Source organism: Acinetobacter sp. Marseille-Q1618, from assembly GCF_902809855.1.
Classification (GTDB): Bacteria; Pseudomonadota; Gammaproteobacteria; order Pseudomonadales; family Moraxellaceae; genus Acinetobacter.
The window spans coordinates 118,104-133,406 of record NZ_CADDWJ010000004.1; the positions used below are offsets into that span (position 1 = coordinate 118,104).

At 34.9% G+C, this 15,303-nt stretch carries 17 protein-coding genes and 2 pseudogenes; 9 read left to right on the plus strand and 10 right to left on the minus strand.

Annotated features, from left to right (window positions below):
* The first annotated feature begins 71 nt into the window (after window positions 1-71).
* Window positions 72-528: pseudogene (locus tag HUS24_RS17180) on the plus strand (transposase).
* Between the two features lie 25 nt (window positions 529-553).
* Window positions 554-1,084 carry an IS630 family transposase gene (locus HUS24_RS15960; RefSeq protein ID WP_254433885.1) on the plus strand — a complete coding sequence of 177 codons (531 nt, stop codon included), beginning with the start codon at window positions 554-556 and terminating at the stop codon, window positions 1,082-1,084.
* On the opposite strand, the gene HUS24_RS15965 is transcribed toward HUS24_RS15960, so the two are convergent.
* The 5 genes from HUS24_RS15965 to HUS24_RS15985 form a co-directional block, all read right to left on the minus strand.
* Window positions 1,081-1,248, minus strand: a complete 168-nt coding sequence (locus HUS24_RS15965; RefSeq protein ID WP_173912948.1) for a hypothetical protein — start codon at window positions 1,246-1,248, stop codon at window positions 1,081-1,083. The genes HUS24_RS15960 and HUS24_RS15965 overlap by 4 nt on opposite strands.
* Window positions 1,249-1,281: 33 nt before the next feature.
* Window positions 1,282-1,461 carry a hypothetical protein gene (locus tag HUS24_RS15970; RefSeq protein WP_173912949.1) on the minus strand — a complete coding sequence of 60 codons (180 nt, stop codon included), beginning with the start codon at window positions 1,459-1,461 and terminating at the stop codon, window positions 1,282-1,284.
* Between the two features lie 1,488 nt (window positions 1,462-2,949).
* Window positions 2,950-4,344, minus strand: a complete 1,395-nt coding sequence (locus HUS24_RS15975; RefSeq protein WP_254433889.1) for a GntP family permease — start codon at window positions 4,342-4,344, stop codon at window positions 2,950-2,952.
* 274 nt (window positions 4,345-4,618) lie between these two features.
* Complete coding sequence (locus HUS24_RS15980; protein WP_173912951.1) at window positions 4,619-4,921, minus strand: helix-turn-helix domain-containing protein; 303 nt, start codon at window positions 4,919-4,921, stop codon at window positions 4,619-4,621.
* Window positions 4,914-5,270: a type II toxin-antitoxin system RelE/ParE family toxin gene (locus HUS24_RS15985; protein WP_173912952.1), complete on the minus strand. Its 357-nt coding sequence runs from the start codon at window positions 5,268-5,270 to the stop codon at window positions 4,914-4,916. The genes HUS24_RS15980 and HUS24_RS15985 overlap by 8 nt, the downstream gene beginning before the upstream one ends.
* Window positions 5,271-6,018: 748 nt before the next feature.
* On the opposite strand from HUS24_RS15985, the gene HUS24_RS15990 reads away from it, so the two are divergent.
* Window positions 6,019-6,687, plus strand: coding sequence for an isochorismatase family protein (locus tag HUS24_RS15990; RefSeq protein ID WP_173912953.1), 669 nt, complete (start codon window positions 6,019-6,021; stop codon window positions 6,685-6,687).
* Between the two features lie 161 nt (window positions 6,688-6,848).
* Here the strand turns inward: HUS24_RS15990 and HUS24_RS15995 are convergent, their stop codons facing one another.
* The 4 genes and pseudogenes from HUS24_RS15995 to HUS24_RS16010 form a co-directional block, all read right to left on the minus strand.
* The gene (locus HUS24_RS15995) at window positions 6,849-7,244 is read right to left on the minus strand and encodes a type II toxin-antitoxin system VapC family toxin (protein WP_173912954.1); all 396 of its coding nucleotides are present in this window, start codon (window positions 7,242-7,244) and stop codon (window positions 6,849-6,851) included.
* Window positions 7,241-7,471 (minus strand): antitoxin, encoded by a 231-nt coding sequence (locus HUS24_RS16000; RefSeq protein ID WP_173912955.1) that lies wholly within the window; start codon window positions 7,469-7,471, stop codon window positions 7,241-7,243. Before HUS24_RS16000 ends, HUS24_RS15995 begins: the two co-directional genes overlap by 4 nt.
* Window positions 7,472-7,592: 121 nt before the next feature.
* Window positions 7,593-7,919: pseudogene (locus HUS24_RS16005) on the minus strand (DDE transposase); the annotation flags it as partial.
* A 33-nt stretch (window positions 7,920-7,952) separates the two neighbouring features.
* Complete coding sequence (locus HUS24_RS16010) at window positions 7,953-8,255, minus strand: integrase core domain-containing protein (RefSeq protein ID WP_368033939.1); 303 nt, start codon at window positions 8,253-8,255, stop codon at window positions 7,953-7,955.
* On the opposite strand from HUS24_RS16010, the gene HUS24_RS16015 reads away from it, so the two are divergent.
* On the plus strand, window positions 8,205-9,137 hold the full coding sequence (locus HUS24_RS16015; protein WP_173912956.1) for an IS5 family transposase: 933 nt from the start codon (window positions 8,205-8,207) through the stop codon (window positions 9,135-9,137). The genes HUS24_RS16010 and HUS24_RS16015 overlap by 51 nt on opposite strands.
* A gap of 370 nt (window positions 9,138-9,507) precedes the next feature.
* Here HUS24_RS16015 and HUS24_RS16020 read toward each other — a convergent pair whose 3' ends face one another.
* On the minus strand, window positions 9,508-11,064 hold the full coding sequence (locus HUS24_RS16020) for a hypothetical protein (protein ID WP_173912957.1): 1,557 nt from the start codon (window positions 11,062-11,064) through the stop codon (window positions 9,508-9,510).
* An 822-nt stretch (window positions 11,065-11,886) separates the two neighbouring features.
* On the opposite strand from HUS24_RS16020, the gene HUS24_RS16025 reads away from it, so the two are divergent.
* Genes HUS24_RS16025 through HUS24_RS16045 form a run of 5 tightly spaced genes read left to right on the plus strand, consistent with a single transcriptional unit; the run spans window position 11,887 to window position 15,295 of the window.
* A complete protein-coding gene (locus HUS24_RS16025) occupies window positions 11,887-12,372 on the plus strand; it encodes a DotD/TraH family lipoprotein (protein ID WP_173912958.1) in 486 nt (161 codons plus the stop codon).
* Between the two features lie 23 nt (window positions 12,373-12,395).
* Window positions 12,396-13,274, plus strand: a complete 879-nt coding sequence (locus HUS24_RS16030) for a type IV secretory system conjugative DNA transfer family protein (protein WP_173912959.1) — start codon at window positions 12,396-12,398, stop codon at window positions 13,272-13,274.
* Between the two features lie 24 nt (window positions 13,275-13,298).
* Window positions 13,299-14,693, plus strand: a complete 1,395-nt coding sequence (locus tag HUS24_RS16035; protein WP_254433886.1) for an ATPase, T2SS/T4P/T4SS family — start codon at window positions 13,299-13,301, stop codon at window positions 14,691-14,693.
* A gap of 17 nt (window positions 14,694-14,710) precedes the next feature.
* Entirely contained in the window at window positions 14,711-14,968 is a 258-nt protein-coding gene (locus tag HUS24_RS16040; protein ID WP_173912960.1) for a hypothetical protein, read from the plus strand.
* Between the two features lie 30 nt (window positions 14,969-14,998).
* On the plus strand, window positions 14,999-15,295 hold the full coding sequence (locus HUS24_RS16045) for a hypothetical protein (protein ID WP_173912961.1): 297 nt from the start codon (window positions 14,999-15,001) through the stop codon (window positions 15,293-15,295).
* Window positions 15,296-15,303 lie beyond the last annotated feature (8 nt).

Sequence of the window (15,303 nt, forward strand, 5' to 3'; positions counted from 1 at the left end):
TAATTTGATTTTACTAAATTAAATATAACAACTAATCCTGTATATTAGATTTTATTTCAAGTTGCTTTTTTATGGCTCGTACTGTTAAAACCCTACTCACTCTTGATGAAAAAAAGCAACTTGAAGACTTAACCAAGCATGCGAAGCATTGGCGTGAAAGACAACGTGCCCAAACCATATTGTGGTTGGCTCATGGTGAAACTGTAGAAAAAGTTGCTGAACGACAACAACGAATACCTGAAACGATACGATTGCAGCGACGCAAATGGAAAAAAGATAAATTTGAATCTATTAAAGATAGGTTATCGATCCGGTCGACCTAGTACAATATCTAATGAATATCAGACCATCATTTTGAATTGGGTTAAAGTAGAACCTCTAAATGCTGAACAAGTCCGTACAAGATTACATCAACAATTTGGCTTAGATATCGATGTTCAAAATATTCGAAGATTCTTGAAACTTTCAGGGATGGTCTTTAAACGAACCCGACACAGTTTGAAAAAAAAGAAATCCGATTACATTTAATAAAGCTCAGGAAGATATTGATTCCTTGCGTCTACAAGCAGCACGAGGTGAAATCATACTTGGATATGTGGATGAATCGGGTTTTTCATCTACACCTAATAATCGCTATGCTTGGACGCAACGTAGGGACGTTCACGCTGTTACAGCACTTCGCTCCAAAAGAGTTAATGTGATGGGATGCTTACTCTCTACGAATCAATTCATCACCAGTTGTTTAGAAGAATCAGTCTGTAGTACGTGGTTTTATGCTTATTTATTGGGTATAGCGCAACGAGTAAAACAAGCTTATGATATTCCATTAATTTTAATATTAGATAATGCTTCAATTCATCGTAGTAAAAAGATGAAAGCTTTGCGAGAGTTGCTTGAAAGTGAATATTCAACACGTTTATATTTTATCCCTGCCTATAGTCCTGAATTAAATAGAATCGAGATGGTATGGAAGCAAATGAAATATCATTGGCGTGATTTTAAAGTCATGTCAGCAGATCAAATAAAGGATTGGGTCTACAATGTTTCCAGCCAATTTGGGGTTAAATACATGTTTAATTTTTAATGGTAACTTAGGTAAAAAGGGTAAAATATTATTGCCCAAATTGCAGCGAATGTTGTTACAAGAACAGTGTTTAAGAAGGTATTTTCACCAGCTTTGATAATAGCGTTCCAAGTTGCATGTAATGCAGCTGCAAATAAAACTACCACAAATACTGTTGTAGTCATAATTAATACACCTATAAAATAATTTCGCCTCAATTATTTAATTATTTCACTCAAACGTTGTAATGCTTCAGAATAATTATTTTCTGAGATTGAAGTTGTTAAACGAATATGGTTTGCATCATTGACTCCATATGTTTTTCCTGGCACAACTGTAACGTGGCAGGATTCTATTAAATAGTTTGCTACTGTTGATCCAACATCTGTATATTGCATCGATAATCAACCTAAGGCCATTTTTTTGTGCTATCGATGTAAGGGCTTCTATATCATTAAGAACGCCAAGACCTGTTTCAAAATGAACTGGAACGTTGTTGTATATCTATTATTCATGACATCTTCAGCAATATCATTTCCGAATGAAAAGTTCTGCATTGAAAACTTAACGTAAGTAAATTGGTTGCGAATTATCGAGCGTTAATCAAGGAAATATCTATTTTATTTAATCCTAGAACTCAATGTTTCGACTTACTTTACACATAGTCACAGACGCTGTTAAAAGCATCATTAATAGCCTAAGTAAAACAAACTCACTATTCCAAAACTCGATCCGCATTTCTCATTACTAATTTTCTGCTCAAACTTCCATTGTCGGACTTAAATTCCATTTACTGATTTTACTCCATACTCGGATTTATACCATTCACTGAAAGATACATCACCTAAATACTAACCTTATATAAAGCTAAGACCGTCCCCTGTATTATCCCATTTACGGTATAATTCCATTCCTGGAAATATTCAACTACGTGTTCTACAAGTTTTCTAATTATTACAGATCCAATTTATTGTTTTTTCTCATTATTGGTATGGTTATTCCACCAACGGTATTTAATTCCATTCACTGACATATATTCTGTAAATGGAAAAATAACACGCTCAAAACACAATCTTAGCCAAGTACCCTACCCTTATCCATAAATCGGAAAAATCAGTCAACGGTATAAAAGAACTCACAATTCAGATGCTACCGCAAAGAATATTCCGACAACGGAAGGAACACTAAATTAAATAGTATTCAGGAAATCAGAGCTAAACAGTCGTATAGGGGATTTAGATTTACTTAGGCTATTTTGATTTAATTAATCTTCCTTTGCTAATTTAGTCATTGATAAGATTCAACATTTAAATTGGACAAAGTCTAATGGTTCTGAGAAATCGACCGAAATGACTTCCCCAAGTCCTGCCTCAATTTGAGCTGTAGCGATGAGCCAGATAAACCAGCTAACAAAGCTGCAATGCGTGCAACGTTATTCCCTTGAGCTCCTTCCGGATAGGTACACATCTTCTATAGTATGAGGATCAATAGCAGTCCAGTCCGCTCGAGGATTCCTTTGATCACTTCAGCTAGCATTTCTTTAGTTGCAAAATTAAAAAGGCGTCCTAAAGAACCGGATGGCCGCATTAATTCCATTTTTATCCATATATGGCAATTATTTAGATCACTTAATGTTTTAGATTTAAGAATTAGGGTTTTAATAATCATTGTATTGAATCACTTGAAAAGTAGAACTGTTCTATAGTAAAGCAGTTAAGTTACACTGAGTAACCTTCCGAATATTGCCAAGAAAAGTTTAAAAATAAGTCAGCATTTAACATAAAATCTCTTATGCGAAATTAGATTGTTAGAAACCATTTAAATTGCATATTTAATTCTTAAAAATAAATACAGGATGCTTTATAGCATCCTGTAAATAGAGAAAATTAGAATGAACCGAAAAACGTACCCAAAGTAATCGCTATAACAACCGATACCATTGGGATGGCAATCGTACACATTGCCACATTGCCATAAGATTGCTTATGTGTCATGCCACAAATAGCCAGTAAGGTGATAACCGCACCTGAGTGAGGCAAGGTATCTAGACAGCCTGCCGCCAATGCCGCAATACGATGTAATAATTCAGGATTGATACCAGCAGTAGTCGCCATGGCTAGGTAATCGGCACCCAAAGTCGATAAGGCAATCGACATACCGCCAGAAGAAGAACCAGTGATGCCTGCCAAAATGTTCATGGCGATGGCTTCAGAAATTAATGGATTACTTGATACATTTAACACCATGTCACGGATAATCACGAAGCCAGCCAATGATGCAATGACGGCACCATAACCCACTTCAGAAGCTGTGTTGAAAATTGGTAACATTGAACCCAACACACCTTTATTCACGGTTTCTTTTAAGTTATTCCACTTGCCTAAACGTAATAAAATCAAACTTAAACATGCTACTATCAAAGCAATAACCAATGCCCACAAACCTGTTTGTTTGATAGGATCTAATTTTGGATAGAGTTCTTTGAAAGAACTGAAGTCCATGCTTGGAAAAAGAATGTAAGTGAACAAAGCATTTACCCCAATAACCAACAGCAAGGGTAAAAATGCCAAGAATACTGGCATTTCACCTTTAGAGGTTACGCAATCTTCTAACTTCTCTGCTTCTTGGGTATCAATACCGTATCCTTCGCCATTTTTAGAGGCTTTACTGGCACGGCTTTGTAACCACATACAGCCCAAACCAAACATAATTAAACCGGAAATGACACCAATGCCAGGGGCAGCAAATACATTAGTCCCAAAAAAAGGAATAGGAATCGCATTTTGAATGGAAGGTGAACCAGGTAGAGCGGTCATGGTGAAGGTAAATGAGCCCAAAGCGATGGCACCTGGAATTAATCGTTTTGGAATGTTTGCTGCTTGAAACATAGATTTGGCAATGGGGTAAATAGCAAAAGCGACCACAAACAGTGATACCCCACCGTAAGTCAATACACCACATGCTAATACCACGGTCAAAATAGCTCGGTTATACCCTAATTTATTCATGATCCAGTTTGAAATGCTGGATGCAGCACCTGAATCAACCATTAGTTGTCCAAATAAGGCACCCAGTAAAAAAATAGGAAAGAACTTTAAAATATAACCGCCCAAAGCCGACATAAAGGTCTCAGTGTACTGCGGCATCATGTATAGCATGTCACCAGAAAGCAAGATGGCAATAGCCGCCATAATTGGTGCCAAAATCAGTACTGAAATACCTCGATAAGCAAAAAACATCAGTAATGCCAATGAGATGAGGATTGCTAAAGTGTCCATTATTTCTCCCTGTATTTATTTTGTCGTTATCCATAACGTTTTTTCTAAAATACCTTGAATCATGGCTGCCTTATTGAGATCACATTGTTTTGATGCTAAGGCAGTGATGCAAGGCAGTTTCATCTTAGCATAGTAGTTTTAAATTAATAAATTGATTTTATTAGATTAATAATTAATTTTATCCCCTTAAATAAAAATCATATCTAGATTCTTTTTTATTTAACAAATATTTTATGTGAAGTTAAAAATAGGAGCCTTACAGCTCCCATTTTAATTATTAGACATTGAATCCGATATGCTTTCCTGTTGGAAGCTCTACATCAATGCGGAGTTTTCCGCCCATTGCTTCAACATACTTCTTCATGGTTGAAATTTTCAAATCATTTCCACGATTTTCGATTGCTGAAAGTGATGGCTGTTTAATACCAAGGGTTTCAGCCAATTCTTTTTGAGAAATTTCTAATTCTTCACGAATGAGGTAAAGCTGATTTTCCAGTAATAATTCATCGGCTATTTGTTTAATACGAGCTTGGCTCTCTGGAGAGCGACTAGCTAATAATTCTTGCAAGGTCTTAGCCATCAGATTCTTCTCCTAAAGTTGAGAGATGAAGTTCGTATTGCTGATCTGCAATAGCGAGCATCTCTGTATAAAAACGCTTTTTACCACTCTTATCAGCAATACACAGCACAATAGCCTGTCGTAATGGATCGAATGCAAAAAATGCCCTAAGTGGTTTACCTCGATGTTGGACACGTAGTTCCTTCATATTGGTAAATTTAGAGTCGTAGACGGTATCGACTAAAGGACGACCTAAACTTGGCCCTTGCTGTTGCAGAACAACCAATGCAGCTAAGACTTTCTCTTGTGTTGCTTCATCTTGCTGTTCAAGCCATTCATTAAACAGATCCGTTGTAATGACTGTCCACATATTACAACCACAATATAGATTATAGCCTATATTTTAAAGATGATTGAATGACTTTGCAAATGACAATAAAAAACCCCGACATCCTGTCGGAGTTTTTGCTATTTAATGCTTGAGGTTTGACTCCTGTCGTACCTTTAACATTCCTTGTTGTTCCGTCTTATTGTTATCTGGAGCATCCTGCTCGCTATGGGTTCATGATATGAAATTGCGGTGGATCTTCCTATTCGCCAATACCTTAAAGTGTTGTAGGTTTTAGCTTACATCGACTCGAATTTATCCCTAGAATTATCCGCAGAAATTGCGGATAATTTCAGGGCTGTAACATCGGTAGAATGGTGAGAAATGTCGATATTGATTACTTTTTAATCGATTTTATAGGCAAAAAGTGACAAACTTGTTTAAAAAGCAGCCAAGATATTACAAAAGTAGAGTTTCTACTTTTTCATAGGGGAGATGAATTTAATAAGCAATTGAAAAATATGATATTTAAAAGGCTTATTTCGCATAATGCCCATTGTGTTAAATTGAAGGAAATTAAGCTAAAAACATACTCTATATTTTACAATTCAGAACATACCTAAGCTTTTTATAATGGATGATTTTCATTACCTTATAAAAAGACAGGTATGACTATTTCTTTAGGGAAAGTTTAAATACTTATGCTATTAGAGTCTTATGGCTATCTCGTCTTAAAGTATTTTATATAATCAATTAGATACAAAATTCTAAATATTTAGAGGTGTTACTCATGGCAGCTACTAATGGAATGCTAGATGCAGATGATGCGGTTATTTTACTGATCGATCATCAAAGCGGATTATTTAATACAGTACGCGATGTACCTGTACCAGACTTACGAAACTATGTTACTGCAATTGCAAAAGCAGCGACCCTTTTAAACATACCAGTCATTACAACTGCATCTGTACCAGATGGTCCTAATGGCCCATTAATCCCAGAAATACATCAATATGCTCCCCATGCAGTCTATGTACCACGTACTGGACAAATTAATACTTGGGATAATCCGCTATTTGTAGATGAAATTAAAAAAACAGGCAGAAAAACCCTGATTATTGCTGGAACACTTACCAGTGTTTGTATGGCATTTCCTGCTGTAAGTGCACGTCAGGAAGGCTATAATGTTTATTGTGTTGTGGATGCATCAGGAAACTGGAACAAGATGGCCACGGATACAACGATTGCGCGAGTAACACAAGCTGGAGCAATTCCAACAGATACATTTGCCATTGTCGCTGAGTTAATGCGAACTTGGAATCGTGCTGAAGGTTCACGCTTTGCTGAAATTATTTCTGAACATATATGCCCAGAATATAAATGCTTAATGGAAAGCTATGCGAAGGCACAAGCAGTTGTCAAAGATGGTCCAGAAACAAATTTAGATAAGTACCAATAAGATATAATTTATTTAATTAATACTTCAAAAAAACAACCAAGTTCTATATATAGAACTTGGGTTGTTTTTGAGGTTTACTGAGCCGAGCCTGTAAATTATTTTAAAATTAACATAATGGCGCTTATGCGAAATCTAGCCTTATATAGGGCTAGATATAACAATTAAACCCAATTCTCTAGTTTTAGACCATCGATACGTTCAAATTCTTTTGTGTTATTTGTTACTAACACAACATCCAACGCCAAGGCATGAGCAGCAATTAACATATCTAAACTACCAATGGTTTTTCCTGTTGATTGAAGGTCTTGGCGTAATTTAGCGTAATGCCAAATTGCATGTTCATCGTAAGGTAGAATGTCTAAAGGTGACAAAAACTTATTTAATGCTTGCTTGTTACGTTCAGATCCAGACTTTTCTATACCAAATGCCAGCTCAGATGCCGTAATACTTGAAATAGCAAGCTGACCAAGCTGGTATTGCTTAAATCGTTCAAAAACTTGCTGAGGCTTATGATTGATCACATAGATACAAATATTTGTGTCTAAGAGGTAAATCATAGGAACTCCTCACGGATTTGTTCACCTTGATCAGCTCGTTCTAACTGAAATCCAGTCTCAAATTCATTGACTGCTTCCAGCATCACATCCCAAGGATTATCGATCGGCATTAACAAAACACCTCGACCAAAACTCTTAATCGCTACCTCAGTCCCATTAAAACGGAATGCTTTAGGTAAGCGAACGGCTTGGCTACGCCCTGTTTGAAATACTTTAGCAATTTCCATATTTACCTCCTAAAAAATAGGTATCATTGATATATATCATATCACCAAATTGTGATTGATTACATCAAAATAAATATCTAGGCAATAAAAAACCCCGACATCCTGTCGTAATGCCAGTCAGTTAAGAAATTGACTGACATTTTCTTGGATATTTTTGTGCTTTAATTTTCACGACTCTCGGACATTGCCTCTGCCTTTTTTCAGGTAATACAAATATTTTTGATTGTTCAAATAATTGTGCTAAATGTTTAGGTAAGTTTACTGCTGACTCTAAAGGCGTATGTCTTAAGATATTGATAATGCCTATGGATGCAATATGGAAACTGATCCTTAAAGGACTGACATTTGCATGTTGAGCGATAAATTTCATCTGCCGTCTCAAAATATTATAAGCTATAAATACACCCCACAATTCTTGATACACCAAATCAGGTTGCTTACTTTGAACCGTACCGGGTTTGTCGGAGACTTTTTATTTAAGTTAGGCCACCTGACCTAACAGGTTAATCTTATCATAGTACATTGCTTCAAAATCAAAAGGCGATACATAATCCAGTGCACTGTGTATACGCTTCTTATTGAACCAATCTACCCAATTTAATGTCGCAAGTTGTACATCTGCTAAACCTTGCCAATCTGCTTTTAAATATTCAATCACCTCCGTTTTGTATAAGCCATTGGCTTTGTTGCATAAACCTACCGTTAAAAGGTTATTCAAAATTATAATTCTCAAATGAATAAGCCCACACCTAAAATCTATCGTACAACCAATTGGTCTTCTTATAACAGAGCATTAATAAATCGAGGAAATATCTCTATTTGGTTTGATCCCAAAACTCAATGGGACGCTCAACCAAAAGGCAAACATGGTCGAAATCAAACCTATTCTGATGTTAATATCCAATGCTGTCTGATGATTAAATCTCTATTCCGTCTGTCTTTACGTATGGTCACAGGCTTTGTTCAAAGTCTTATTCATCTTTGTAGATTAGATTGGACAGCCCCAGATTATTCCACTATTTGTAGAAGACAAAAGCATATTGATATTGCAATTAACTATCAAAAAAGCAGTAATGGTCTCCATCTACTCGTTGATTCTACTGGCTTAAAGTTTTTAGGTGAAGGGGAATGGAAACGTAAAAAACATCAGCCTGAATATCGTCGCCAATGGCGTAAATTACATATTGGTATCAATGCTGAAACCCTTCAAATACGCGCTATTCAGCTCACAACCAACAATGTGAGTGATTCACAGGTGCTTGGTGATTTACTGGATCAGATTCCACAAGAAGAACAGATTGACTCCGTCTATACTGATGGGGCTTATGACACCAAGCAATGCCGTCAGATCATCGCAGACCGACAAGCGCATGCAGTGATTCCACCAAGAATAAATGCGAAACCTTGGAAAGATACAAAGACCAGCTCGCTAGAGCGAAATGAATTACTTCGGACAGTTAAACGTTTAGGTAGGACACTATGGAAAAAATGGTCAGGCTATCATCGCCGAAGTTTGGTCGAAACCAAGATGCATTGCATAAAATTATTAGGGGATAAACTCAGTTCGAGAAACTTTCAAAGCCAAGTCAATGAGATTCATGCACGTGTAGCAGTCCTCAACAGATTTACGGAATTAGGTCGACCACATACCCAAGTTATGCCTTAAATTTGAGTTAATTGGAGAAGTATTATCTTTTAAATCTTTATGCAACAAAGCCCAACAAAGTAGGAATCTTCACTGAGTTTTCAGATAACCCGATGAGACTATTTATTCACATGAATATGATTAAGCAATTGTAAAAATAGATAGAATTCAAAAGTAATTGAATAGAGCCCGTATAGGCACATGCACCATTATATAAAGACGGAAGTCATATCGATATTATCATTATAATTAAGAGTTGGCTTAGATGGGTTACGGCACTAGATCAATATGGTACTAAATTAAATCTTCCTAAATAAATTCGCAGACATTTTAAATATTAATCCTTCAGTTAAAAACTGAAGGATTTTTTCTATTATCTATGGCATTAATCTTAAAACAAATCATCTAAATAAGAATCCGATATTGCCTGATCTATATATTCATGATGAGTCATAGATGCATGTTGTGTTTCAATAATTGCCTCACGAATCCTAACCAACTCGATACTTTGCTTGGACGGTTGATAACTTACCAACTCCCCCCAACCTCTACCTGCACGACTATAATGCCGTGAAGCAGTTTGAATACTAGCGTGACCAAACCAAGCAGCAATTTCATCTAGATTCCACTTCGCTTTTTTTCGGTTCGCTACCGCTTGGTGTCGAGTACTGTAAATCGAGGCATTCAACCGATTCATTTCAATATCTTCTTTGAGTCCTAATTTTTTAGTTTTGAAATATTCATTACTAATGCGATATAACTTTTTTTGCAATGTGTCCATATACGCTTGACATAACGCATACTGAGGATTTCCCCATTGATCAACATAACTTTCAATGACTGAAGCATTTACAGCATCTAATAGCACAGCGCTTAGATGCGGATTTTCATTTTTGTGATTAGAATTAATTAAATTATCTAAATTTTGATTGATTGGATTTATTAACTTAATTTGATGATCATCTTTACTCCCCTCCTCTGAATTTAGTCCGTTGGCAATAGATCCATGCGAGTTCTTAGTGTTGTATGTAGCGAATTTATCGTTAGCTATATTTATTCCGTTAGCGGTCAGTCCTTCGTGAATAGTAGCCGCACTGATGTATTCATAAACCATTTGATCAGGTTCTTTACTTGCCAAATACAGTTTGTAAGTTTCACCTGTCTCTCTGGATCTCTTCAGTAAAAATGCTTTTGCTCGTTTTTCCAGCTCGATATCTAGCAATCTTTTAAAGCCTAAAATAATTTTAAGCTGTTTTCTAAGTTTTTCTCTATCAGTTTCAGCTATATCGAGAATTCGATAATCACCATTAGCCCGACCCTGCGAGTTCTTAGCATTATCAACTACAAGACATAGACACTGCTTTTCTATATCACATGCCAAGCGAAGACTTAACCATTCAATCGGTCTAAGACCCAAATTAATGTTTGCCTCTAAAAAAAATTTCAACATTACACCAAGTTTTGAACCAAAAACTTGATTTTTTGTGTTCTGAACATGTTCATAAAGATCTTTAGGAAAGTACTTTAACTTCGCACTACTTGATCTTTTTGGCTGCTTAGCATCTTGGTTTATGAGATCTACATTCTTAAGACTGTCAAAGATACGTGATATTTTTGCCAAACTAATTATTTTGGTTTTGGAGTTTTGTTGATCTTTAAGGATTATACTTAATCGATGAATGATTGCTGCTCGATATTGTCGGAATGTAGATGTTCTAAACTCATTATTTGAATATTCAGAAATAATATTATCAACTATATTTTCTAATACCTCATCTGGACTAGTCAAAATCTTATTCTGTTCACCATATTTTTTAATTAATTTATTCCAGACGTTAGTATATCTAATCGCTGTACTTGGTGAATAAGAATCTACACGGTCTATCAAACCTTTCACATTTTTTGGATATTGTTGAATATTGAATTCAACATCAATACTTTTATTCATGGATTTCTCATTTCATAAGTCATCATGTGATCTTATAGGTTGTATTATAAGATGCTAATTGCACCAGATAACATCAAAAACTACGTTTTTGTTTTGTTGGCTAATTAAGCGTTTGCAATACAGCTTGTCCGTTACCCGTAATTTTATACACGAATACATCTCTTAGGAATATCATCAATACCTTAATTCTTTATGGATGAATCCTTCAAATTAATCAAAGACTAATCCTATCTAAATTTTATTATTAAAATTATTATTTATTAAATACTTATTTGTATATAAAATTTAAACGATAACTTTTAAAGCTTTGATAAAAAACAAATATCTTTATTGAAATATTTTAGGACTAAATTTTAATTATTTGATATCATTCAGAATAAATAATATATTATTTTTTAATTAAGTAATTCTTACCATAAATTATATTTAAAGCTAGTCAAAACTAAAGTGGATTGTTTGTCTAAATTGATCCCTAAAATAAATATTTTTACTTAACTTTGGCTAATAGACGTACTAAATTTTCATTTAGATAATTTTTGATGTAATTCTGATTAATTTGCAATTAATTTTGTTCAGTCCTTGAGCTTTTTCATTATTTTTGTTTAGCCTAGTGTCTATAAAGCCCTTAACTTTCAACAATGCTCTGTTTCATAAGTTAGTACACAGCCTTAGGTTAATTTTCGAAATTTAAATCAAGATCCCAAATTTCAATATTTTTATTTTTTAATACTATATATTTTTTAAAATTTAGAATTTATACTTAGACCACAAGATGCTTAGGCACTTGATTAACAATTAAGCGAACAAAAATATGGTGTACACATGAATAAAGTACGTTCATCTTCATTATTACTGAAAAATCTTTCAGTAGTCTCTTTAGGTTTAGCAATAACAGGTCTGGTAGGCTGTCAAAGTTATTATTATGTTCCTTCCCCTAAATTCGATGTTGAATCTCCTCTGGCTATCTTAAGCAAATCTGCTCAAGATGCTGTTGCGGAACAACAAACGTACGCTTTAGCACAAAGAGAGTATCTCGATAATTTAGCAATCAACAATTCAAATATTCGTAAAGATGTTCTAACTGTTGATTTTATCGGTGATCCTCAAACTTTATTGCAAAGTGTAGCTTATCGCTTCGGATATCGATTTGTCGAAGCAGGTAATATTCATCAACTACCAATAGTCAATTTTCATAAACGTAAAATGACTGGATTTGATTTAGTACGTGATACAGCACACCAGTTGGGCAAATCTGCCGATGTAGAAATCGATGAGCAAAGTAAAACAATTACTTTAATCCATAAATAATTACTATTAAGAGGATTATCGCAATGGCTGATTTACCAAATTATGCATATTACCTACAACAAACACCAATCATAGTTTCTCAATCTGATTCTGCAAAACAAGCAGAAGCAAATGCACGTATTGAAGCAATCAATACAATTGTTACCGATGCGGCTAGACGTAATGGCTTGAGAGCTAGACTTAGTGAAATCACAGGTATCATTGAAAACAATTCTAGAAAATTAGATACCATTTATAACTATCGTGGATTAATGATTAATACAGTCGTTGTTCCTCCAGTGATTATCGAAGCACATCAAATCTCAGATGTATCAACACCACAAACATTTTCAGTGTTGGGCACTCGTTACGAAATTAAAGAAAATGCACGTTTCTCACACTTACCTCCTGATTGGAGAGATTTCTTAAATTTTAATATTGAATCTCAGGATGTAGGTATTGATGCACTGCCAAACGAATTAAAACCTAAAAACTCTGCAGAAGAAAAAGCATTTAAAAAGGCAATGGACAAAGGTATTGAAGAAGGTGTTCGAGAGGCTGATGCTATTTTTTCTCATCAACTTAACCGTTTAAATCAATCTTATATAGGTATGTTGAAATTCCATCAATTTGTATTGAGTGGAAAAATTACGATGCCAGCTATTGCACGTTCTAATGTTTCTCAAGTTGGCACTGGTAATACCATGATGCTCAATCAATCAAACTTCCAGATTACTCAATTGGCTCGTTTTGTTGATGACACTCGCAAATGGAATACTAATACAATTTCAATATTGGAACGCTCAAAAGTCAAAGCAAATAAAGAACCTGTTCAATACGTAATTCCAGTGAGCAATGTGCCTAATCAATATGGTGTTGCTGATCTTGAGTTCGTTACTCCGGTCGCTATTGAGGCGAATTAGAGAAAGTGCAGGATGAATAATATTATGACTTCACAATTAGACGATCAAATGGATCTTGAAGACCAAATGGCTTCTGCCCCTGAAATCGTTATTCCTTCATCTTTATATGTAGATGAAGGAAATAAATCTGTGAATGAAGAAGAGGTATATCTAAATAATGTAGATCCACTTTTAAAACATAATTATCGAATGTTGATTCATGACAAAATTGACCTTTCTGTTGTTACGATCAAATCAGAAGAAGATATTAGAAAAATTTTGACTGTAGCTAATGATTTTTCAGCTAGCGATGTTTTTATTCAAGCAGAGCGACCAGTCATGATTAGACAATATGGAAAAATGTTTGCAATTACTAAAAACTTGATTATGCCAACAGATCTTAATAGCTACTTGTCTTTCATTAATGGCTCTGAATCTCTTTCTTCAATTCGAAAAGGGATAGGTCTAGACTTTCGTTATAATTGTTCTTTGTATGATCCTGATGCTGCAAACTCAGGTAGAGGATTTACAAAAGAACATTCCTATGAAGGTGATACCACTGTTACAGCAATTGATAAAGATAAAGTTTTATTTCGATGTAACGTTAGTGCTTGTATTGATATGGTCGGTAATGATTCCTTCCAGATCACCATGCGCTTAATCCCTTCAAATCCTCCAAAGTATTCTGATATTGGGATAGACGAAAGCTATGTAAAAAGATGTATTCCTCGAATCGGTATACTTTATATGGCAGGTGAAACAGGTTCAGGAAAATCAACAACTTTATCTTCATACTTACGATATATTCTTGAAGAGGAAACACATATTCAAGGCAATATATTAACACTAGAAGAACCTATTGAATTTCGATACAACGGAATTCAAAGTCAACATTCAATCATCATTCAAAGCCAAGTACCAGAACATTACCAATCATTCGCTTTAGGTGTAAGAGCAGCAATGCGAAGAAAACCTGCTTTAATTTTGGTGGGCGAATTACGTGATCCAACTTCATTTTCTGCTGCTATAGAATTATCTCAAACTGGTCATCCTGTTTTATCAACTGTGCACAGTAACGATGTATCCTCAATTTTACCTCGTCTATTAGAGCTTGTTCCTGAAGATCAACGCTCAAATAAGCTGACAGAAATTATTACTACTGCACATGTCTTCATTGCTCAACGTCTTATTCAAACAGCAGACGCAAAGCAAATGGCTGTTCGAGAAACTCTATTCTTTACACGCTCATTCAAAACTAAACTACTTGACTTAGCAATAAGTAAATCAGGATACGCAGGTGTGGTTCAAGAAATCCGCAAAATTATGAATAACAATGTTGAAGGTACTGATATTTCGACACCAAATTTTGAAGTTCAAGCAAAAGACCTATTTGAGTCTGGAAAGATTTCAAATGAAGGTTATGAAGCACTTCTGGCTTAACATATAGGCAGGTATTTATGGACAATAATAATTTTATTGATTGGGGCAAAAGTACAAATGTTCCTCAACTTTATAAACTAAACCTCGTTGCATTATTTGGCATCATCATCGGGTTAATGCTGTATCGCTCTATGCCATATATCTTTTTTACATCCTTAATTGCCTTACCTATTTGCTTCATCATTGAAAATGTCTTAAAGATGCCTTACGCCTATATTTTTCAATATATCCGTTGTTTGATTTTCGGAAAAATCAAATCTCCACGTAAGAAATAAGTTATTCAAATTTTAATAGGATTAAAGAAAATGGCAAAAGAAATTTCCCCTAGTGAATTTTCACTTGCCAAAGAGTCTTTTGATATTAGTCATTTAGTAAACGACCCAAAAACAAAAGTCATAGATCAAATCGTCAATAAGGTAAAAGTCCATGTGCAAGATAGAAAAGATTTAGGAGCCGTTTTATTGGTGGGTGGTGGCTCTACTACACTTGGCGAACGGTTAATCAATAGTCTTGAATATAACAGCATTCATTTAGTTAAAGATCCAGAATTGGCTAATGCAAGAGGTTTGTATAAATGTGCTGCTTTCATGGCAAAAACTTGAGGTGAATG

Coding starts and splice junctions, on each gene's coding strand:
- HUS24_RS15965 (WP_173912948.1), bottom strand. CDS start 1,248: ATGACTACAACAGTATTTGTGGTAGTTTTATTTGCAGCTGCATTACAT.
- HUS24_RS15970 (WP_173912949.1), bottom strand. CDS start 1,461: ATGCAATATACAGATGTTGGATCAACAGTAGCAAACTATTTAATAGAA.
- HUS24_RS15980 (WP_173912951.1), bottom strand. CDS start 4,921: ATGGCTAAGACCTTGCAAGAATTATTAGCTAGTCGCTCTCCAGAGAGC.
- HUS24_RS15985 (WP_173912952.1), bottom strand. CDS start 5,270: ATGTGGACAGTCATTACAACGGATCTGTTTAATGAATGGCTTGAACAG.
- HUS24_RS15990 (WP_173912953.1), top strand. CDS start 6,019: ATGGCAGCTACTAATGGAATGCTAGATGCAGATGATGCGGTTATTTTA.
- HUS24_RS15995 (WP_173912954.1), bottom strand. CDS start 7,244: ATGATTTACCTCTTAGACACAAATATTTGTATCTATGTGATCAATCAT.
- HUS24_RS16000 (WP_173912955.1), bottom strand. CDS start 7,471: ATGGAAATTGCTAAAGTATTTCAAACAGGGCGTAGCCAAGCCGTTCGC.
- HUS24_RS16015 (WP_173912956.1), top strand. CDS start 8,205: ATGAATAAGCCCACACCTAAAATCTATCGTACAACCAATTGGTCTTCT.
- HUS24_RS16020 (WP_173912957.1), bottom strand. CDS start 11,064: ATGAATAAAAGTATTGATGTTGAATTCAATATTCAACAATATCCAAAA.
- HUS24_RS16025 (WP_173912958.1), top strand. CDS start 11,887: ATGAATAAAGTACGTTCATCTTCATTATTACTGAAAAATCTTTCAGTA.
- HUS24_RS16030 (WP_173912959.1), top strand. CDS start 12,396: ATGGCTGATTTACCAAATTATGCATATTACCTACAACAAACACCAATC.
- HUS24_RS16035 (WP_254433886.1), top strand. CDS start 13,299: ATGACTTCACAATTAGACGATCAAATGGATCTTGAAGACCAAATGGCT.
- HUS24_RS16040 (WP_173912960.1), top strand. CDS start 14,711: ATGGACAATAATAATTTTATTGATTGGGGCAAAAGTACAAATGTTCCT.
- HUS24_RS16045 (WP_173912961.1), top strand. CDS start 14,999: ATGGCAAAAGAAATTTCCCCTAGTGAATTTTCACTTGCCAAAGAGTCT.